At 60.0% G+C, this 20574-nt stretch carries 19 protein-coding genes; 12 read left to right on the top strand and 7 right to left on the bottom strand.

Features of this window, described 5'->3' with window-relative positions; translation table 11 throughout:
- Positions 1-120 precede the first annotated feature (120 nt).
- Positions 121-2532: a penicillin acylase family protein gene (locus ICA16_RS11305; RefSeq protein WP_210700637.1), complete on the bottom strand. Its 2412-nt coding sequence runs from the start codon at positions 2530-2532 to the stop codon at positions 121-123.
- Positions 2533-2634: 102 nt separating this feature from the next.
- A complete protein-coding gene (locus ICA16_RS11300) occupies positions 2635-3213 on the bottom strand; it encodes a DUF6436 domain-containing protein (RefSeq protein ID WP_210700636.1) in 579 nt (192 codons plus the stop codon).
- A gap of 99 nt (positions 3214-3312) precedes the next feature.
- Here ICA16_RS11300 and bipL point away from each other — a divergent pair, with 99 nt between their 5' ends.
- Positions 3313-4260, top strand: coding sequence for a phospholipase BipL (bipL, locus tag ICA16_RS11295; protein ID WP_150616792.1), 948 nt, complete (start codon positions 3313-3315; stop codon positions 4258-4260).
- Positions 4261-4351: 91 nt separating this feature from the next.
- On the opposite strand, the gene ICA16_RS11290 is transcribed toward bipL, so the two are convergent.
- Positions 4352-5086, bottom strand: a complete 735-nt coding sequence (locus tag ICA16_RS11290; protein WP_150616791.1) for a DUF2059 domain-containing protein — start codon at positions 5084-5086, stop codon at positions 4352-4354.
- 108 nt (positions 5087-5194) lie between these two features.
- Between ICA16_RS11290 and ICA16_RS11285 the strand changes: the two genes are divergently transcribed.
- Positions 5195-5827, top strand: a complete 633-nt coding sequence (locus tag ICA16_RS11285; RefSeq protein WP_210700635.1) for a 2OG-Fe(II) oxygenase — start codon at positions 5195-5197, stop codon at positions 5825-5827.
- 1 nt (position 5828) lies between these two features.
- A complete protein-coding gene (locus ICA16_RS11280) occupies positions 5829-6314 on the top strand; it encodes a 2-thiouracil desulfurase family protein (protein ID WP_210700634.1) in 486 nt (161 codons plus the stop codon).
- 115 nt (positions 6315-6429) lie between these two features.
- On the opposite strand, the gene ICA16_RS11275 is transcribed toward ICA16_RS11280, so the two are convergent.
- Positions 6430-6999 (bottom strand): transporter substrate-binding domain-containing protein, encoded by a 570-nt coding sequence (locus ICA16_RS11275; protein WP_210553431.1) that lies wholly within the window; start codon positions 6997-6999, stop codon positions 6430-6432.
- Between the two features lie 135 nt (positions 7000-7134).
- Between ICA16_RS11275 and ICA16_RS11270 the strand changes: the two genes are divergently transcribed.
- Positions 7135-7560: a DUF4399 domain-containing protein gene (locus ICA16_RS11270; RefSeq protein WP_210553432.1), complete on the top strand. Its 426-nt coding sequence runs from the start codon at positions 7135-7137 to the stop codon at positions 7558-7560.
- A 61-nt stretch (positions 7561-7621) separates the two neighbouring features.
- Here the strand turns inward: ICA16_RS11270 and serA are convergent, their stop codons facing one another.
- The gene (gene serA / locus ICA16_RS11265; protein ID WP_150602030.1) at positions 7622-8851 is read right to left on the bottom strand and encodes a phosphoglycerate dehydrogenase; all 1230 of its coding nucleotides are present in this window, start codon (positions 8849-8851) and stop codon (positions 7622-7624) included.
- A gap of 206 nt (positions 8852-9057) precedes the next feature.
- Here serA and ICA16_RS11260 point away from each other — a divergent pair, with 206 nt between their 5' ends.
- The 4 genes from ICA16_RS11260 to ICA16_RS11245 all read left to right on the top strand — a co-directional run bounded on the left by ICA16_RS11260 (position 9058) and on the right by ICA16_RS11245 (position 13496).
- Positions 9058-10452: an FAD-binding oxidoreductase gene (locus ICA16_RS11260; protein ID WP_150616787.1), complete on the top strand. Its 1395-nt coding sequence runs from the start codon at positions 9058-9060 to the stop codon at positions 10450-10452.
- Between the two features lie 41 nt (positions 10453-10493).
- The gene (locus ICA16_RS11255) at positions 10494-11159 is read left to right on the top strand and encodes a fumarylacetoacetate hydrolase family protein (RefSeq protein WP_150602028.1); all 666 of its coding nucleotides are present in this window, start codon (positions 10494-10496) and stop codon (positions 11157-11159) included.
- Between the two features lie 312 nt (positions 11160-11471).
- Positions 11472-12395: an SdiA-regulated domain-containing protein gene (locus ICA16_RS11250; RefSeq protein ID WP_210700633.1), complete on the top strand. Its 924-nt coding sequence runs from the start codon at positions 11472-11474 to the stop codon at positions 12393-12395.
- 183 nt (positions 12396-12578) lie between these two features.
- Positions 12579-13496, top strand: a complete 918-nt coding sequence (locus ICA16_RS11245) for an SdiA-regulated domain-containing protein (protein WP_210700632.1) — start codon at positions 12579-12581, stop codon at positions 13494-13496.
- A gap of 146 nt (positions 13497-13642) precedes the next feature.
- Here ICA16_RS11245 and rpiA read toward each other — a convergent pair whose 3' ends face one another.
- Complete coding sequence (rpiA, locus tag ICA16_RS11240) at positions 13643-14317, bottom strand: ribose-5-phosphate isomerase RpiA (protein ID WP_150602025.1); 675 nt, start codon at positions 14315-14317, stop codon at positions 13643-13645.
- Between the two features lie 313 nt (positions 14318-14630).
- Here rpiA and ilvA point away from each other — a divergent pair, with 313 nt between their 5' ends.
- Both ilvA and ICA16_RS11230 read left to right on the top strand, forming a co-directional pair.
- Positions 14631-16145: a threonine ammonia-lyase, biosynthetic gene (gene ilvA / locus ICA16_RS11235; RefSeq protein ID WP_150616783.1), complete on the top strand. Its 1515-nt coding sequence runs from the start codon at positions 14631-14633 to the stop codon at positions 16143-16145.
- A 40-nt stretch (positions 16146-16185) separates the two neighbouring features.
- Positions 16186-16599 (top strand): DUF2269 family protein, encoded by a 414-nt coding sequence (locus ICA16_RS11230; RefSeq protein ID WP_150616782.1) that lies wholly within the window; start codon positions 16186-16188, stop codon positions 16597-16599.
- A 120-nt stretch (positions 16600-16719) separates the two neighbouring features.
- Here the strand turns inward: ICA16_RS11230 and ICA16_RS11225 are convergent, their stop codons facing one another.
- Positions 16720-17376 (bottom strand): histidinol-phosphatase, encoded by a 657-nt coding sequence (locus ICA16_RS11225; protein WP_210700631.1) that lies wholly within the window; start codon positions 17374-17376, stop codon positions 16720-16722.
- Positions 17377-17519: 143 nt separating this feature from the next.
- On the opposite strand from ICA16_RS11225, the gene ICA16_RS11220 reads away from it, so the two are divergent.
- Positions 17520-17999: an RNA pyrophosphohydrolase gene (locus tag ICA16_RS11220; RefSeq protein WP_003229203.1), complete on the top strand. Its 480-nt coding sequence runs from the start codon at positions 17520-17522 to the stop codon at positions 17997-17999.
- 22 nt (positions 18000-18021) lie between these two features.
- A complete protein-coding gene (gene ptsP, locus ICA16_RS11215; protein WP_150602022.1) occupies positions 18022-20301 on the top strand; it encodes a phosphoenolpyruvate--protein phosphotransferase in 2280 nt (759 codons plus the stop codon).
- Positions 20302-20574: the final 273 nt, after the last annotated feature.

Genomic DNA, 20574 nt, shown 5'->3' with positions numbered 1-20574 from the left:
GGCCCCATCGCTGGCAAGCCAGCTCCCACAGGATTTTGAGTCGATCACGGATTTGTGAACGCCCGAAAAACCTGTGGGAGCTGGCTTGCCAGCGATGGGGTCATTCCATCTAACCTAGAACTACTGCGCAGCTCGCGCCGGCAGCAGCTTCAACGTACTCCGGGTATTCGCCGTCACCTCTTCCTCGCTGAAATGCGCCTGCACGTAAATTCCGTCGACATACGCTTCAGCCTGATCGTCATAGTGACGATCAAACGGCACACCGCTCTGCCCGACCGGATTGATCGTCAAGCTGTGCGCAGGATCAGCGAAGTCGACCAGTCGCCGCGTTGAAGGTCCGTAGGTCACCGGCCACGGCGCCGGGCCGATCTTCGCCGAGAGGTTGTTCGGCACTTCATGGCTGCCCGGTGCGGCGAACGGCCCGACGTTGAAGATTCGATCCAGCGGCTTCTGCTGCCCCAGCGGATGTCCGTGGGTCAGCGTGTGCGCCGAGCCCCATTTCCACCCGGACGCATCGTCACCGAGGGTCAGCTTCAAGTGCTTCATGCTCGCTTGCCATGCCGCGCGCACGCTATCGGCGCGAGTCTCTTTGGTGGGCGTGTTGCGGTTATCCCACCAGACTGAATCAGCATTCGCCGCCAAGCGTGGCAATGCCGAATCAATCACCCGCGTCGACAACAGCGTCTCGAAAAAGTCATTGCCCAACTCATCGCGCATTGCCGCATCGGCGAGGTCGTAGAGGAACTGGTTGAACACCGTCGCACTCACCGAGTCCAGCGGATAGTCGCCTGGCCACTGCGCCAGTTGCTCGACCAGTTTCAACTGCGCCGGATCGCTCACCACCTCGCGCAGCACGGGCAGCAGAGGCGCCAGCAAACGCGGGCCATAACCGGTGACGGTGCCCAGTTGCAGTTTTTGGTTAGCCTCATTGGTCCACTTCACATTCTTGTCGCTGAGCTGCCGATTGAGCTGCTGGCCACGGTCGGCGAGGTTGTAGTAACCGGGAATCTCCATGCCGGTCGGCGACACGGGCTGGAAGTTGGCCGAGACGATGTAGCCGCGTGCCGGGTTTTCTTCCTGCGGGTTGGCGCTGAAGGGGAAGAAACCGTCCTTGTTCGCTTGATCAGTGCTGCCATCGAGAATGAAGCCTGGCTTGACCCCGGCGGGGCGCTTGGGCAACAACGCCGAAGCCCACCAGGCGATATCGCCCTTGGCGTTGGCGTACACAAGGTTGAGCCCCGGCGCCTGTACTTTGGCCGCAGCGGCGCGGGCCTTGGCCAGGGTGTCGGCGCGGTTGAGCTGATAGAAACCTTCGAGAATCGGGTTCGGTGTTTCGAGGAACGCCCACCACATCGCGATCGGTGTCTTGCCGGCGGCGGCGCCCAGCGCATCGTTGACGATCGGACCGTGGGGCGACTGACGCAAGGTAATCGTCACCGGCGCCTGACCCTTCACGGCGATCTGTTGTTCAGTGCTGACCATGTCGGTCCACTGACCGCGATACCAGACCTGATTCGGGTTGTCCGGATTGACCTTCTCGGCGATCAGGTCCAGATCGTCGTTCTGGAACATGGTCAGGCTCCAGCCGAAATCCAGGTTGTGCCCCAGAAACGCGAAAGGCACCAACGCCTGATGATGGCCGTAGAGCTCAAAGCCCGGCGCTGACAGCTGCGCTTCGTACCACACCGACGGCACCGAAAAGCGAATATGCGGATCACCGGCCAGCAGCGGTTTGCCGCTCTGGCTGCGACTGCCCGAAATGACCCAGGCGTTGCTGCCTTCGAATTGCGGCAGACCGTTGTCGATCAGCGCCTGTTCACTGAGGCGGGCGAGGGCGTTGAGGTCTTTCCAGTCATTGGCGGCGAGGGCCGGTTTCGGGTTGGCGTGATCTTTGGCCAGCACACCTTTCGGCTGCCAGTCGAGGTCGAAGACGTTGAGGTAATCAGCGCCGAGTTGATCGCGCACATACGTCAGCAACGGTTCTGTGCGAAACGCGGCGGCAAAGCTGTAGGCCATGTAACCGGCGACGCTGATGCTGTCTTCAGCGGTGAATGGCCGTTTGGGGATACCCAGCACGTCGAACTCGATCGGCGCGGCGTGCGTGTCCTGATATTGATTGATGCCGTCCAGATAGGCTTGCAGGCCCTTCCACGCCGGTGACTGCTTGTCGAGGCTGGCGACGTAACTGGCGGCACGCTCGCGGATGCGCAGGCTGCGAAACAGTTTGTCGGTGTCGAGCAGTTTCGGCCCGAGCACTTCGGCCAGTTCGCCCCGGGCGAGACGGCGCATGGCTTCCATCTGGAACAGGCGATCCTGGGCGTGCACATAACCGAGGGCACGGTAGAGGTCGGTTTCGTTCTCGGCGCGGATGTGCGGCACGCCGCGCTCGTCATAGCGCACGGTCACCGAACCTTGCAGGTTGCGCAGTTCAATCTGGCCCTGGCGTGTCGGCTGTTTGCTGTAGATGTACCCGCCAGCGCCAGCGAGCAGGACAACGATGAGCAAGGCAAGAACGGTGAACACGCGCTTCATGGTGACTCCTTGTGCATGCGGGATTGCCGCCCGTCGGGCTGCAAACAATTAGCACAGACCTTCTGTGCCGTGCATCGCTGTCCTTGAAAAGTCCGGAATGCCTTATTGCGCCTGCACTGGCCACGGGCAATAGCAGCCGACCGCCAGAGTGTGCGTGGCATTCACCGGACGATCATCCGTCAACGCGTTCAGGATTGGTTCGATAAAACTGTTGCTGGAGTTGCAAGTCAGGCCTTCGCTGTAGGGGCCGAAGTAGGCGAGTTTGCCGCTGCGGTCCCAGATCGCCACGGCGGGGCTGGCGGGAATCTGCTCGGCGCCGGGCAATACTGCGATGGTTTTCAAGTTGCTTAAGGTGGTGGGTAACTGGCCGTGGCTGCCGGGTCGCTGCACCGCGAAAAACTCGACGCCTCTGGCACTGAAATGCTCGACCATCTCGGTCAGGTGTTGTTGATTGCCGACGTTGCATGGGCAGGCCGGGTCCCAGAAATGCACCAGGCGAATCTTGCCAGGTCCGGCGAGATCGTCCGGCAGGCGCAGCGGGTCGCCGGAAAACACTGCGGTGTGCTCGCTGAACGCGCGCAAATATCGGCCCTGAAACCAGTCGTACGCCGTCCACAAAACCCCGGCACACACAAGCGCGAGAAGGCTGGCAAACAGTGCGGTGCGGTAGGACGAACGCATGTATTTCGATCCTTGAGGGGCGGCTAGCTTGCCATGCTTGCCGCGACAGATGAATATCGCAAGCCGATAAAGTCTGTTCACCGCTCTGGAATTTGCCTCATGTCCGCTACTTTCGACCCCGATCAATTACGCGCCAGCCTCAAGCCTTTGGCCGAGTGGCAGCCGTTGTCGGAGGAGGCGAAGGCCTATCAGCGCTTCTATAAAACTGATTTTCCCGAGCGTGATGTCTGGCGCGGCATGGGCCGTTTTGACGTGGATGGCTACGAACTGGTCAGCCATTGCTGGTGGCCGGAGAAGGTCAAGGGCACGCTGTTTCTGCTGCACGGTTTCTATGACCACACCGGGCTCTATCGGCATTTGATCGAGTGGGCGCTGGATCAGGATTTCGCAGTGATCGCCTGCGACTTGCCCGGGCATGGCCTGTCGAGCGGCGCGCGGGCGAGCATCCGCGACTTCTCCGAATATCAGGACGCGCTGCAAGCCTTGTTCGTCGAAGCCAATTCGATTGCCCTGCCGCAGCCGTGGCACCTGTGTGGGCAAAGCACCGGCGGCGCGATTGTGGTCGACCATGTGCTCAACCATGGCGAGAGCAGTCCGGCGCAGGGTCAGGTGATTTTGCTGTCGCCGCTGGTACGACCGCGGGCGTGGGGTTGGTCGCAGCTGAGTTATTACCTGCTGCGGCCTTTCGTGCGGGGCATCGCGCGGCGCTTCAGCGAGAACTCCAACGATCCGGATTTCCTGCCGTTTCTGCTGGCCGATCCGTTACAACCCAAGCGCTTGCCGACGGCATGGGTCGGGGCCTTGTCACGCTGGATCAACCGGGTGGAGTTCGCCAAAAAAAGTCCGCGACGGCCGCTGATCATTCAGGGGCAGGCGGACATGACCGTGGACTGGCAGCACAATCTGCAGGTGTTGAAGTTGAAGTTCGATCGACCGCAGATCCTGCTGCTGCCCGAGGCACGGCATCATCTGGCGAATGAGACGGCTGATATGCGTGAGGAGTATTTCGAGTTTTTGAGCAAGCGGATCAGAGGGCGGAATCTCTGAAGCGTTAAGGCAAGATCAAAAGATCGCAGCCTTCGGCAGCTCCTACAGGGGGACGCGTTTCAATGTAGGAGCTGCCGAAGGCAGCGATCTTTTAAGGTTGGCCCACCGCCAACCCAGCCCGAATCGCCGCCAGCGCGGCCTGGTAATACGCCTTGCCCTCGGTCGATTCGGCAAACGTCGCAAACTCTTCCAGCTCGTTATCCGACAGGTCGCGATATACGTAGAGCAGCGTGTTGTTCATGTCCGCGCCGATCTGATCCATCAAGCGCTGACGCTGACCGTTCAACATGCCTTGCGCCTGACCGCCACCGAGCAGTCCCGGAATCATCGAACTCAAACTGTCCGCCGCGACGCCGGCAATCGCCAGGCTGACCTCGGCGCCAGCCTCCCGCGCAGGCAGTGCCTGGGCGAGGTGGCCGATGATCAGCAGGCGGCTGTCGCTGGCCGGCATTTTCGGCAGGCCCTTGGCGTTCTTGGCCAGTTGATCGCGGCGGGTCGCGAGCAATTCAGCGGCAACGATTTTCTTGCCCAGTGGCGACTGGAAAAAAGACAGCGCAGGTTTCGGGTCGGCGAGGTTCTGCCGTAGCTGCGCCTCAGCGCGTTGATCCATGGCCTGCGGCGCGAAGCGCTGGTTGCTGTTGTTCACCAGCGCTTGAAACACGGCGGGCGGCAGGCTGTTTTGATAGCGCTGCTGCGCGGCACTCAGGGCGTCATTGAAATGCGCACGTTGTTCTGGCCAGCCGGCGACCTTGTACAGCTGATCGTGGCCGTCCGCCCAAGCGGGCAAAACACAGAACATCAACAGTGAAAAAAGCAAACGGCGCATAGGGACTCCTGTCAGCAGCGGACTATTCTCCGTGCGGTGCCGTGACTTGTCGAGAATTCGTAACAAGCCGCCGCGTGGCTCTGTCGGATTTCTTGCCGCCGACATACTATGCGCGCCATGCAAATATCCTCTGAACACCCGCTGCTGTTGCGCATTGTCGACGACCTGGCCGAACACGGCTGGTCGCAGCAGAACATTTTCCTGCCCGCCGGCTTGACCGGCGAGCTGGCGGCCGAGTGCCGCAGACGTGAAGCCGAGGGCGAGCTGGCGCCGGCGGCGGTCGGTCGTGGGCCGTTTTCAGAGATTCGCGAGGGTATTCGCGGCGACCATATCCAATGGATCGATCCGGGGCAGGCTGAGGCCAGTGACCGTTATCTGAACCTGATGGACAGCCTGCGCGAGGCGCTCAACCGTGGCTTGTTCATGGGGCTAGAAGACTTCGAGTGCCATTTCGCCCTGTATCCGCCGGGCGCGTTTTATCGCAGGCACGTCGACCGCTTTCGCGACGATGACCGGCGCATGGTCTCGGTGGTGGTTTACCTCAATGATGCCTGGCTGCCGGAGGATGGCGGTCAGCTACGCATGTATCTGGGCGATGATCGCGTTCACGATGTGCAGCCTACCGGTGGTTGTCTGGTGGTCTTCCTCTCCGGCGAAGTGCCGCATGAAGTTCTGCCGGCCCATCGCGAGCGCCTGTCGCTGACCGGCTGGTTCCGTCGTCGTGGCAACGAGCCTTTCTGACATGCAAAAGATTCTGGTCAGCCGCTGCCTGTTGGGCCACCGCGTACGTTACGACGGCGGGGCCAGCGGGCCGTTTGATCTGCTGGAGCAGTGGAGCGCCGAAGGACGGGTGGTGCCGTTGTGCCCTGAAGTGGCCGGTGGTTTGCCGACGCCGCGAGCGGCGGCGGAGATTCCGGGCGGGCAGGGTGGTGAGGTGCTCGATGGTGTTGCTTCGGTGATGACCACTGAAGGTGAGGACGTGAGTGCGCAGTTTCTGGATGGCGCGCGGCAGGCGTTGGAGCTGGTGCAAAAGCACGGAATACGGCTGGCGGTGCTGAAGGCCAACAGCCCTTCATGTGGGAATCTGCTGACGTATGACGGGACGTTCAGTGGGGTGAAGGTCAGTGGTGAGGGTGTTACTGCTGCTCTACTGAAACGCCATGGCGTTCAGGTGTTCAGTGAGCTTGAATTGCCGCGAGCAGCGCTGGCTCTGACCCTGCTCGATTAAAAGTCCAGCGCAAATCCCATGTAGGAGCTGCCGAAGGCTGCGATCTTTTGATCTTGCTTTCAAGGGATCAAGATCAAAAGATCGCAGCCTTCGGCAGCTCCTACAGGTTTTGTGTTCACCTGGCTTCGGTGAACCACTTCTCGGACAACGCCGCCAATCGCCCATCTGCCTTGATCCGTTGCAATGCACTCTCAAGGCTGGCGCGAAATGCCGGATTACCCTTCTGGAACGGTATCGCCAATTCCACTGGCGCACTCACTGCAGGCTTCGCTTCGGTCAACGCCTGCACCAGCACCATCGGCCGCGGCTGCTCATCCTTCTTCGCCAGTAACTGTGAATCGATCTGGCTGTACGGCTCGCTGAAGTCGAAACGATCCTTGAGTTCAGGTGTCAGTGCTATGTGATTGAGCGCGACGTCGTACTTGCCGCTTTCAACGCCCTGGAGCAGATCGCCGGCGTCGGTGACGATGAAGTCGGCGCGCACATCCAGCTCCCTGGCCAGCAATTGCCCAAGCTCGACTTCAAACCCCGCGAGTGTGTCGCCTTCCTTGAAATTGAACGGCGGTGTATTAGCCTCAAGGGCTATGCGTAACTCGCCACGGTCGTTGACGTCATCAATCAATTCGGCATGAGCCAGCGGGCTCAGAAGGGGTATCAGGCAGATCAGGCCAGGCAAAAGGCGCATGGTCACTCCTTTGAAATCATTATTGCGATGCTCTGATTCAGGCTCGCTTTGCTATGGTTGTCGAGTGCCTTCGACAACGAATGGTCATGAAGTTGTCATGACCGTGCGGATTTTACGGAAAAACTGGAGAAGAAAATGAAAAGCTTTATGTCACGTGCTGCGTTGGCGGGTGTGCTGATGGGTGTTTCGGTGCTTGCCAGTGCGGCGACGCCGGCCCCGAAAGGTGCCGAGGTGTTCATCGTTTCTCCCGAAGACGGGGCGACTGTTTCCCAGGAATTCAAGGTCAAGTTCGGCACCAAGGATGTCGCGCTGGCGCCAGCCGGGGATGTCACCAAGAACACCGGTCACCATCACCTGCTGATCGACGTCGACAAGCTGCCGGCAGCTGGCGCGCCTATCCCGACCGATGCCCACCACATGCATTTCGGCAAGGCGCAGACCGAAGCCACCATCAAGCTGGCTCCTGGCAAGCACACCTTGCAACTGATTCTTGGCGACAGCGGCCATATGCCGTTTGACCCGACAATCGTTTCCGAAAAAATCACCGTCAACGTTAAGTAACGTTTCGACGCGTATGAAAAAGGGAGCCCGAAGGCTCCCTTTTTTGTGGCTTGACGCTTAATCAGAACAACACACGGCTACGGATGGTGCCGTTGACGTGTTGCAGCTTCTCTTGCGCCAGCTCCGAGTACTCGGCGTCGACGTCGATCACTACATAGCCGACCTTTTCGTTGGTCTGCAGGAACTGACCGGAGATGTTGATGCCGTTTTCGGCAAAAACCTTGTTGATCTCCATCATCACACCCGGAATGTTCTCGTGGATGTGCAGCAGGCGGTGCTTGCCAGGGTGAGCCGGCAGGGCCACTTCCGGGAAGTTCACCGACGAAACGGACGTACCGTTGTCGCTGTACTTGACCAGTTTTTCCGCCACTTCCAGACCGATGTTGGCTTGCGCTTCGGCGGTCGAGCCACCGATGTGCGGGGTCAGGATCACGTTGTCGAGGCCACGCAGCGGGCTTTCGAACTCTTCGTCGTTGGAGCGTGGCTCCACCGGGAATACGTCGATGGCCGCGCCGATCAGGTGCTTGTCCTTGATCGCGTCCGCCAGGGCGTCCAGCTCGACCACGGTACCGCGTGCAGCGTTGATCAGGATGCCGCCCTTCTTGATGGCGCGGATTTCCTTCTCGCCGATCATCCACTGGGTCGCAGCGGTTTCCGGAACGTGCAGGGTGACGATGTCGGACATGCCCAGCAGCTCGTGCAGGTTGTTGACCTGCGTCGCGTTGCCCAGCGGCAGCTTGGTCACGGTGTCATAGAAGTACACCTGCATGCCCAGGCCTTCAGCCAGAACCGACAGTTGGGTACCGATCGAGCCGTAGCCGACGATGCCCAGCTTCTTGCCACGGATCTCGAAGGAGTTGGCCGCGCTCTTGATCCAGCCGCCACGGTGGCAGGACGCGTTTTTCTCAGGGATGCCGCGCAGCAGCAGGATCGCTTCGGCCAGCACCAGCTCGGCAACGGAACGCGTGTTGGAGTACGGCGCGTTGAACACGGCGATACCGCGCTCGCGGGCAGCACTCAGGTCAACCTGGTTGGTGCCGATGCAGAAACAGCCGACAGCCACCAGCTTCTTCGCGTGATCGAAGATCTCTTCGGTCAGTTGGGTGCGAGAACGAATGCCGATGAAGTGAGCGTCAGCGATCTTTTCCTTGAGCTGGGCTTCCGGCAAGGAACCTGTCAGGTATTCGATGCTGGTGTAGCCCGCCGCCTTGAGGACGTCGACAGCCGATTGGTGGACGCCTTCGAGAAGAAGGAACTTGATCTTGCTCTTATCGAGAGAAGTCTTGCTCATCTGCGTAAACCTGTATCCCGGAGAAAAATGGCAGGGAGGGAGCAGCCTGGAGCTGACCCGCACGGCAAGAAAGCCGTCGCCGCAGAACAGGCGTTTGGGCACTGGCCTGCGGGGTCGGTATGCTAGCATAGCCACCCCGCTAAACACTCATTCCTGCGACGTGAAGCGTTCTCAGGATGACCATGAATTGTTCGAGAGTTCTGTCGATGACCAATCCTGCCCTGATTGATGAACTGAAGACCCTGGTCGAGCCTGGCAAGGTCCTGACCGATGCCGACTCCCTGAACACGTATGGCAAGGATTGGACCAAGCACTTCGCCCCGGCGCCCAGCGCCATCGTGTTTCCCAAGACCATCGAGCAGGTGCAGGCCGTTGTTCGTTGGGCCAACGCGCACAAGGTCGCGCTGGTGCCTTCGGGCGGGCGCACCGGGCTGTCCGCCGCTGCGGTGGCGGCCAATGGCGAAGTGGTCGTGTCTTTCGATTACATGAACCAGATTCTCGACGTGAACCTCACTGACCGTACCGCTGTTTGTCAGCCGGGCGTGGTCACCGAGCATTTGCAGAACGTTGCCGAAGAAAAAGGCCTGTACTACCCGGTGGACTTCGCTTCGGCCGGTTCCAGCCAGATTGGCGGCAACATCGGCACCAATGCCGGCGGGATCAAGGTTATTCGTTACGGCATGACGCGCAATTGGGTCGCGGGCATGAAAGTCGTCACCGGCAAGGGCGACGTGCTGGAGCTGAACAAGGACCTGATCAAGAACGCCACCGGTTACGACCTGCGTCAGCTGTTTATCGGCGCTGAAGGTACTCTCGGTTTTGTGGTTGAAGCGACCATGCGCCTGGATCGCGCGCCGAAAAACCTCACCGCGATGGTGCTGGGTACCGCTGATTTCGATTCGATCATGCCGGTGCTGCACGCCTTTCAGGGCAAGCTCGACCTCACCGCTTTCGAGTTCTTCTCCGACAAGGCTCTGGCCAAAGTCATGGGCCGTGGCGACGTACCGGCGCCGTTCGAAACCGATTGCCCGTTCTACGCCCTGCTGGAATTTGAAGCGACCACTGAAGAAGTGGCCAACAGCGCGCTGGAAACCTTCGAGCATTGCGTTGAACAGGGTTGGGTGCTGGATGGCGTGATGAGCCAGAGCGAAACCCAGTTGCAGAACCTGTGGAAGCTGCGCGAGTACATTTCCGAGACCATCTCGCACTGGACGCCGTACAAGAACGACATCTCGGTCACCGTCTCGAAAGTCCCGGCATTTCTCAAGGAAATCGACGCCATTGTCGGCGAACATTATCCGGATTTCGAAATCGTCTGGTTCGGCCACATCGGCGATGGCAACCTGCACCTGAACATCCTCAAGCCGGAAAACCTGAGCAAGGACGAATTCTTCGCCAAGTGCGCCACCGTCAACAAGTGGGTGTTCGAAACCGTCGAGAAGTACAACGGTTCGATTTCCGCCGAGCACGGTGTGGGCATGACCAAGCGCGATTACTTGACCTACAGCCGCTCGCCGGTTGAGATCGAGTACATGAAAGCGGTCAAAGCGGTGTTCGACCCGAACGGCATCATGAACCCGGGCAAGATCTTCGCGGTTTGATCTGTAATTCTTGATGAATCAATGAAGGCAGGAGTCGGTAAATGAGCTATCAGCACCAGTACGTCGACGGCACGCGCATTCACTTTCCGATCGGGAAAGTCGTGTGCATTGGCCGTAATTACGCCGAACACGCCAAGGAACTGGACAACCCGGTGCCTACCGAGCCGTTGCTGTTCATCAAGCCCGGCAGTTGCGTGGTGCCGCTGGAGGGTGGTTTCAGCATTCCGACCGAACGTGGCTCGGTGCACTACGAAGCGGAAATCGCCGTGTTGATCGGCAAGCCGCTGTCGACCAAACCCAGTCGTGAAGAAGTGCTGGATGCGATCTCCGGTTTCGCCCCGGCGCTGGATCTGACCCTGCGCGACAAGCAGGCCGAGCTCAAAGCCAAGGGCCTGCCGTGGGAAATCGCCAAGTCGTTCGACGGCGCGGCAGTGCTTGCGCCGTTTGTGGTTGGCAGCACCTTCGCGGACCTGACCGACATCGGCATCCGCCTGACCATCAACGGTGAAGTGCGTCAGGACGGCAACAGCAGCGCGATGCTCAACCCGATCGTGCCGATGATCCAGTACATGGCCGGCTGCTTCTCGCTACAGGCCGGTGATGTGATCCTGACCGGTACACCGGCGGGCGTTGGCCCGCTGAATGTCGGCGACGACATCGTGCTGGAACTGGTCGGCGCCAACAGTTTCAGTAGCAGCGTGCGCTAACCCGCCATTTCCTGATGGTGTGAGCTTTTGTGGCGAGGGGATTTATCTGTGGCGAGGGGATTTATCCCCGACGGACTGCGCAGCAGGCCCAGGCTTTTTGGGGCCGCTTCGCAGCCCGTCGGGGATAAATCCCCTCACCACAAGAGCAAGTCCCAGCATTCATCGATGTGATCGCTTTTGCAAACGCACACGCCAATCCCGCCATTTGCCGTTTTTTTCACATCCTGTCTGGATAATTTCCGCAATTCTGGCGTCTTAGCCGGCCTCTTTATGCTATTACCCATAGCCTGAATTTTCGGAAAGCGTCCCTTGATGTCATCTCAAACTCAGCTCAAACCCCCACGCCGATCACGTTTCGCCATGCGCTGGTATTCCTGGTTGCTGCTGGCGATTGCCGCCGCGTACGGCTTGGCGTTTGCCATGCATTGGGATGACCGGGGTTTGCTGTGGGTGCTGGAACGCTTTGAAAGCCCGGCCGAGCAAAAGGAAAGCATCTGGCTGCCGGACTATCGGGTGGTGATCGATGCCAAGTCATTGCCGGGCATGGAGAAGGACGAAGCATCGGACCTCGCCTACAACCCGCAGACCAAAACGCTGTTTTCGGTGATGGGCAAGAATCCGTTCCTCGTTGAGCTGAGCCTGCAAGGCGAGGTGCTGCGCAAGATGCCGCTGGTGGGCTGGAGCAATCCGGAAGGCCTGACTGTCATGGAAAACGGCCTGATGGCGATCATCGATGAGCGCCAGCACATGCTGTCGATCGTCAAGGTCGATAGCGACACCCGTGAACTGAACATCGCCAATTTCCCCAAGTACGACCTCGGCCCGTCGAAGGACCAGAACAAGGCCTTCGAAGCAATCACCTGGGACCCGCGCACCCAGCAGCTACTGCTCGGTGAAGAACGACCACCGAAGCTTTTTACCTGGAAAAGCGATGGCAGTCAGACCCTGAAAGGCGACAAGCAGAAGCTGGCCAGCGATGAACTGGATATCCGCAATCTCTCCGCGTTGGCAACCGATCCGCGCACTGGCCACCTGCTGGTGCTGTCCGCCGATTCTCACCTGTTGCTGGAACTGGACGAGAAGGGCGAGCAAGTCAGCTTCATGACCCTGCTCGGCGGTTTCAACGGCTTGAAAAACACCATTCCCCGCGCCGAAGGCGTGACCATGGATGAGGCGGGCACGCTGTACATGGTCAGCGAGCCGAACCTGTTCTATCGCTTCGAAAAGCAGAGGTAGTGCCTCTGTGTAGGAGCTGCCGAAGGCTGCGATCTTTTGATCTTGCTGTTTATAAGATCAAAAGATCGCAGCCTTCGGCAGCTCCTACAGGGTTCACTTGTCGTCGCAGGCAAGTGGCCATTAAGCTTCAGTTCAGTCAGGCGTGATATTTCATCCGCCTGCCTTGAATCCGAGCCCGCCCGAATGCGTCGACTTGCCCGCCCCAAACCGCTGTTGGTCATCTTTTCGGTGATTGCCCTGATCGCGTTGATTGCGATCGGCCAATACATGCGCCTGTTCGAGCGCGCCTGGTTCAATCTGCACACGTTATGGCAGCCGCTGAGCAGTGAATCCATTGCGTTGGACCAGTATCGAGTCGAGATTGAGGCGCGGGTCATTGATGGGCTGGACGACGATGTGTCGGCGCTGACCTTCGATCCGGTGCGCGACAGCCTGTTCACGGTGACCAACAAAAATTCCGAACTGATTGAGCTGTCGCTGGAGGGCAAGATCCTGCGGCGCATCGCGCTGATCGGCTTCGGCGACGCGGAGGCGGTCGAGTTCATCAGCGCCGATACTTATGTGATCACCGATGAGCGTGAGCAGCGGCTGATCAAGATTCATCTGGAGCAAGACACCACTTTCCTCGACGCCGCGGACGCCGAGCAGATGACCCTCGGTGTGCACATGGCCGGCAACAAGGGATTTGAAGGTCTGGCGTACGACTCGGTGGGCAAGCGCCTGTTCGTCGCCAAGGAACGCGACCCGATGCTGATCTATGAAGTACACGGCTTTCCGCACTTCAATCCGGAAAAATCCTACGCGGTGCACGTGATCAACAACCCCAAACGCGATGCCGGGATGTTCGTGCGCGATCTGTCGAGCCTGCAATACGACGAGCGCAGCGGGCATCTACTGGCGCTGTCGGATGAGTCGCGGCTGATTCTGGAGCTGGATGTAAACGGGCGCCCGCTCAGTACCATGTCGCTGAGCAAGGGCCGGCAAGGCTTGCAGAAAACCGTGCCGCAGGCGGAAGGCATTGCGATGGATGATGACGGGACGTTGTATCTGGTGAGTGAGCCGAACTTGTTTTATGTCTTTAAAAAACCAGCACAACCCTGACCAACACCACAAAACCATTGTAGGAGTGAGCCTGCTCGCGATAGCGGTGTGTCAGTCGACATTAATATCAACTGATCCACCGCTATCGCGAGCAGGCTCACTCCTACAAGGTATTTGATCAGCCCACAAATTGTGCGCAGCCGGGCTTACTCAGCCTTCAGCGTCTTCACGCCTTCACTCGTCCCCAGCAACAACAAATCCGCCGGGCGCGCCGCGAACAGACCGTTGGTGACCACGCCGACAATCGCGTTGATCTGCGCTTCCAGCTCCACTGGGTTGGTGATCTGCAGGTTGAACACGTCGAGGATGATGTTGCCGTTGTCGGTCAACACGCCTTCGCGGTACACCGGGTCGCCGCCCAGTTTCACCAGTTGACGAGCGACGTGGCTGCGGGCCATCGGGATCACTTCGACCGGCAGCGGAAACTCGCCCAGCACCGGCACCAGTTTGCTGGCGTCGGCGATGCAGATGAAGGTCTTGGCCACGGCCGCTACAATTTTCTCGCGGGTCAGGGCCGCGCCACCGCCCTTGATCAGGTTCAGGTGTGCGTCGCTTTCGTCGGCGCCGTCGACGTAGAACTCCAGGTCGCTGACCGTGTTCAGCTCATACACCGGAATCCCGTGGCCCTTCAGGCGTGCGGCGGTGGCTTCGGAGCTGGCGACTGCGCCATCGAACGCGCCCTTGTGCTTTGCCAGCGCGTCGATGAAGCAGTTGGCGGTGGAGCCGGTGCCGACACCGACGATGCTTTTGTCGTCGAGTTTCGCAAGGATGAAGTCGACGGCGGCCTGCGCCACTGCCTGTTTGAGTTGATCCTGGGTCATGCGGGCTCCGGAAGCGGGCAAGGGGAGAACGGAAAGGCCGGCATTATAGCCCCATGCCAGGCTAAAACCTCCTGTGGCGAGGGGATTTATCCCCGTTCGGCGGCGCAGCCGTCGTAAAACCTGAGAGCGCGGTATCTCTGAAAGAATGCCGGGGAGCGCTTCGCACTCCAACGGGGATAAATCCCCTCGCCACAATGGTGCTCACTCAAGAATGGATTTCCAGACCTTAAAACCACCTGTTTAGTGTGGTCGCCCGCCCGAAAGCCGGGTTAGACTCCGTGGTCCCGCCCAACCCGCTCAGTGATGCTTTCCGATGCTCGAACAGTACGTCAAAAAGATCCTCACCTCGCGCGTTTATGACGTTGCCGTAGAAACCCCGCTGCAGAATGCTCGCCAGCTCTCCGAGCGGCTGGGCAATGACATTTGGCTCAAGCGCGAAGACTTGCAGCCGGTGTTCTCCTTCAAGATTCGCGGCGCCTACAACAAGTTGACCCAATTGACCGACGAAGAGCGCGCCCGTGGCGTGGTCACCGCGTCGGCGGGCAACCATGCGCAAGGTCTGGCCCTGGCGGCTAAAGTGCTGGGCGTGAAAGCCACCATCGTCATGCCCAAGACCACCCCGGAAATCAAGGTCGAAGGCGTGCGTTCGCGAGGCGGCAAAGTGGTGCTGCACGGTGATTCGTTCCCGGAAGCCCTGGCCTACTCGCTGAAACTGGTCGACGAAAAAGGCTACGTCTACATCCATCCGTACGACGATCCGCACACCATTGCCGGGCAGGGCACTGTGGCGATGGAGATTCTGCGCCAGCACCCGCAACCGCTGGACGCGATTTTCGTCCCGGTCGGTGGCGGCGGGTTGATCGCCGGTATCGCTGCTTACGTGAAATACCTGCGCCCGGACATCAAGGTCATCGGCGTCGAGCCGGACGATTCCAACTGCCTGCAAGCGGCGATGGCCGCCGGTGAGCGCGTCGTGCTGCCAACCGTGGGCATTTTCGCCGACGGCGTGGCGGTGGCACAGATTGGTCAGCACACCTTCGATATCTGCAAAGATTATGTCGATGAAGTGATCACCGTGAGCACCGACGAAATCTGTGCGGCGATCAAGGATATCTACGACGATACCCGCTCGATCACCGAACCTGCCGGCGCCTTGGGTGTGGCCGGGATCAAGAAGTATGTCGAACAGCGCGGCGTCAGCGGCAAGACCTTCGTCGCCATCGACTCGGGTGCCAACGTCAACTTCGACCGCCTGCGCCACGTCGCCGAGCGTGCCGAACTGGGCGAGGGCCGCGAAGCGATCATCGCCGTGACCATCCCCGAGAAGGCCGGCAGCTTCAAGGCGTTTTGCGAGGCCATCGGCAAGCGCCAGATCACCGAATTCAACTACCGCTACAACACCGGCAGCGAAGCGCACATCTTCGTTGGCGTGCAGACGCACCCGGAGAACGACCCGCGCAGTGCATTGCTGGCGAGCCTGACCGAGCAGGGTTTCCCGGTGCTGGACCTGACCGACAACGAACTGGCCAAGTTGCACATCCGCCATATGGTCGGCGGGCGCGCGGCGCACGTGGTTGATGAAGTGGTGCTGCGCTTCGAGTTCCCGGAACGCCCGGGTGCGCTGTTCAACTTTCTCAACAAGCTCGGCGGGCGCTGGAATATCTCGATGTTCCACTACCGCAACCACGGCGCGGCGGACGGTCGTGTGGTCGCGGGCCTGCAAGTACCCCACGATGAACGTCATCTGGTGCCGGCGGCGCTGGCGGAAATCGGCTACCCCTACTGGGACGAGAGCGATAACCCGGCCTATCAGCTGTTTCTTGGCTGAACGGCTACGCTGATGGGCATGACCCAAGGAAGAGAAATACATGGAAACCCTGACAACCCTGAAAGTCCTTCACGTCGCGGCGACCGTGGTCATACTCGCGAGCGGGCTGGGGCTTGCCGCTCTGACCTGGCGTAATCGCAGCGAAGGGCCGGCCAGCACGATGCAGCGTCCCTGGCTGTTTATCTGGTGTTTGATGCTGATCGGTATGCTGAGCATGCCTTTCACCGGCTGGTGGCTGGTGCATCTGATCGGCTGGCCGCTGGGGCAGTTCTGGATTCTGGGGTCCAGCGTGATCTATGCCGTGGCGACGTTCAGTGCGGTCTGGCTGCTCGTTCGGCTTAATCGGCTGTGGACAACCGGAGTGGGCAACCGCAAATTCAACCTGGCGCTGGCGATTGTGAGCGGCATCGGATTTCTCGCCATTGCGGCGTTGATGGGGGCCAAGCCGGTTTAAGGCTTGAGATCGCGTTACCCCAATCGCTGGCAAGCCAGCTCCCACAGGGATTTTCGGTGAACACAGATTATGTGGACGACCGAGAAACCTGTGGGAGCTGGCTTGCCAGCGATGGCGTCATCAGTCTCGCAGCGTCATTACCGGCCAGCCGCGTTTTTCGGCTTCAGCGCGCAAATTCGGATCCGGATCCACCGCCACCGGATTCGCCACCTGCTCCAGCAGCGGCAGATCATTCATCGAATCGCTGTAGAAGTAGCTGTCTTGCAACGAATACCCGGTCTCTTCCAGCCAACGATTCAGGCGCGTTACCTTGCCTTCACGGAAGCACGGAACGTCGGTGCTGCGCCCGGTGTAGCGGCCATCCACCATTTCGCATTCGGTGGCGATCAGGATTTCAACACCCAAACGCGCAGCGATCGGCGCGGTGACGAAGCGGTTGGTCGCCGTGATGATCACCAGTTTGTCGCCGGCGTCGCGGTGCTTTTTCAGCAGTTCCAGCGCCTTGGGCAGCACGATCGGCTCGATGCAGTCGCGCATGTAGTCGCGGTGCCATTGATCGAGCACGGCCATGTCGGTGCGGCCGAGGATCTCCAGGCAGAAGTTCAGATACGCGGCGTTATCCAGCGTGCCGGCCAGGTAATCCTGATAGAACTCGTCGTTGCGCGTCTTGTACGCAATCGGGTCGAGGAAGCCGCGCTCGCACAGATAGTCGCCCCAGGCGTGATCGCTGTCGCCGCCCAGAAGGGTGTTGTCCAAATCGAATAGAGCCAGGCGCATTGCAGTTACCCGCTGATAAGTCTGTAAAAAGGCGACAAGAATACGGTCTTTTCACAAGAGTGCACATAAGGTAGGAAGCTTCGTTGCCGCCTTATGAACCTTTGTGGAACAATGCGGCGACATGCGTTTGCGAGGTTGTGCCCGTGATCGACCCCGATGGTTTCCGCCCCAATGTCGGGATCATTCTGACGAATGACGCCGGCCAGGTGCTATGGGCTCGCCGTATCAATCAAGATGCCTGGCAGTTTCCGCAAGGGGGAATCAACCCTGAGGAGACGCCGGAAGACGCCTTGTACCGCGAGCTGAACGAAGAAGTTGGCCTGGAACGTGAAGATGTTGAAATACTGGCCTGTACCCGAGGCTGGTTGCGCTATCGTTTGCCGCAACGTCTGGTGCGTACCCACAGCCAACCGCTGTGCATCGGCCAGAAACAGAAATGGTTTCTCCTGCGCCTGATCTCCAACGAGCAGCGGGTGCGGATGGATTTGACCGGTAAACCGGAGTTCGATGGCTGGCGTTGGGTCAGCTATTGGTATCCGTTGGGCCAGGTGGTGACATTCAAGCGCGAGGTGTATCGCCGCGCCCTCAAAGAGCTTGCCCCGCGCCTTTTAGCGCGCGACTGACGACGGAGTTCGACCCCGAGCCATGCTCAATACGCTGCGCAAGATCGTCCAGGAAGTTAACTCCGCCAAGGATCTCAAGGCGGCGTTGGGGATTATTGTGTTGCGCGTCAAAGAGGCCATGGGCAGCCAGGTCTGCTCGGTCTACCTGCTTGATCCCGAGACCAACCGCTTCGTCCTGATGGCCACCGAGGGCTTGAACAAGCGCTCGATCGGCAAGGTCAGCATGGCACCCAACGAAGGTCTGGTCGGTCTGGTCGGCACGCGTGAAGAACCCCTGAACCTCGAAAACGCCGCGGATCACCCGCGCTATCGCTACTTCGCCGAAACCGGCGAGGAGCGTTATGCCTCGTTCCTCGGTGCACCGATCATTCACCACCGCCGCGTCGTCGGCGTGTTGGTTATCCAGCAGAAAGAGCGTCGTCAGTTCGACGAAGGTGAAGAAGCCTTCCTCGTGACCATGAGCGCGCAGCTCGCAGGCGTTATCGCCCACGCCGAGGCCACCGGTTCGATCCGGGGGCTGGGTCGTCAGGGCAAGGGTATTCAGGAAGCCAAGTTCGTCGGCGTGCCGGGCTCGCCGGGTGCAGCGGTCGGTACCGCGGTGGTCATGCTGCCGCCTGCCGACCTGGACGTGGTGCCGGACAAGACCATCACCGACATCAACGCCGAACTTGGCTTGTTCAAGACTGCCATCGAAGGCGTGCGCGCCGACATGCGCGCCCTGTCCGCCAAACTGGCGACCCAATTGCGCCCGGAAGAGCGCGCGCTGTTCGACGTCTACCTGATGATGCTCGACGATGCCTCGCTGGGCAGCGAAATCACCACGGTGATCAAGACCGGCCAGTGGGCCCAGGGCGCACTGCGCCAAGTGGTCACCGAACACGTCAACCGTTTTGAACTGATGGACGACGCCTACCTGCGCGAGCGGGCGTCGGACGTCAAGGACCTCGGTCGCCGCCTGCTCGCCTACTTGCAGGAAGAGCGCCAGCAGAATCTGGTCTACCCGGAAAAAACCATTCTGGTCAGCGAAGAGCTGACCCCGGCGATGCTCGGCGAAGTGCCGGAAGGCACGCTGGTCGGTCTGGTTTCGGTACTCGGTTCGGGTAACTCCCACGTCGCGATCCTGGCCCGGGCCATGGGCATTCCGACGGTGATGGGTCTGGTCGACCTGCCGTACGCCAAGGTCGACGGTATCGAATTGATCGTCGACGGCACCCGCGGCGAGGTCTACACCAACCCCAGCGAAGTGCTGCGCAAGCAGTTCGCCGAGGTGGTGGAAGAAGAGAAACAACTGGCGCTGGGTCTCGACACCCTGCGCGACCTGCCCTGCGTGACCCTCGATGGTCACCGCATGCCGCTGTGGGTCAACACCGGCCTGCTGGCGGACGTGGCGCGGGCGCAGAAGCGCGGCGCCGAAGGTGTCGGTCTGTACCGCACCGAAGTGCCGTTCATGATCAACCAGCGCTTCCCGAGCGAAAAAGAACAACTGGCGATCTACCGTGAGCAGCTCGCCGCGTTCCACCCGCAACCGGTGACCATGCGCAGCCTCGACATCGGCGGTGACAAGTCGCTGTCGTACTTCCCGATCAAGGAAGACAACCCGTTCCTCGGCTGGCGCGGCATTCGCGTCACCCTCGACCACCCGGAAATCTTCCTGGTGCAGACTCGCGCGATGCTCAAGGCCAGCGAAGGCCTGAACAACCTGCGCATTCTGCTGCCGATGATCTCCGGCACCCACGAACTCGAAGAAGCCCTGCACCTGATCCACCGGGCCTGGGGCGAAGTGCGCGACGAAGGCACCGACGTGCCGATGCCGCCGATTGGCGTGATGATCGAGATTCCGGCAGCGGTGTACCAGACCAAGGAGCTGGCGCGGCAAGTGGACTTCCTGTCGGTCGGCTCCAACGACCTGACCCAGTACCTGCTGGCAGTCGACCGCAACAACCCGCGCGTCGCCGACCTCTACGACTACCTGCACCCGGCCGTGCTGCAAGCCTTGCAGAACGTGGTGCGTGACGCCCATGCCGAAGGCAAGCCGGTCAGTATCTGCGGCGAGATGGCCGGTGATCCGGCAGCGGCGGTGCTGTTGATGGCGATGGGTTTCGACAGCCTGTCGATGAACGCCACCAACTTGCCGAAGGTGAAGTGGATGCTGCGTCAGGTGAACATGAGCAAGGCCAAGGAATTGCTGGCCGAGCTGATGACCATCGACAACCCGCAAGTTATCCACAGCTCGCTGCAACTGGCGCTGAAGAATCTCGGTTTGTCGAAGATGAATCCGCCGGCGGTCAACAAAGCACTCTAAAAGGCTAATGGCCTCATCGCTGGCAAGCCAGCTCCCACAGGGATCTTCAGTGAACACGACATCTGTGAGCACCCAAGAAACCTGTGGGAGCTGGCTTGCCAGCGATGGCGTCAGTCCAGACGCCGCCTAAATCAAAATCTCCCACAGGGATCTTCAGTGAACACGAAATCTGTGAGCACCCAAGAACCTGTGGGAGCTGGCTTGCCAGCGATGGCGTCAGTCCAGACGCCGCCTAAATCAAAATCTCCCACAGGGATCTTCAGTGAACACGAC

Origin of the sequence: Pseudomonas anatoliensis (genome assembly GCF_017976235.1) — a bacterium.
Taxonomy (GTDB): Bacteria; Pseudomonadota; Gammaproteobacteria; order Pseudomonadales; family Pseudomonadaceae; genus Aquipseudomonas; species Aquipseudomonas anatoliensis.
Note: the sequence above shows the minus strand (reverse complement) of the source record. Positions and strands in the feature narration are given on the sequence as shown.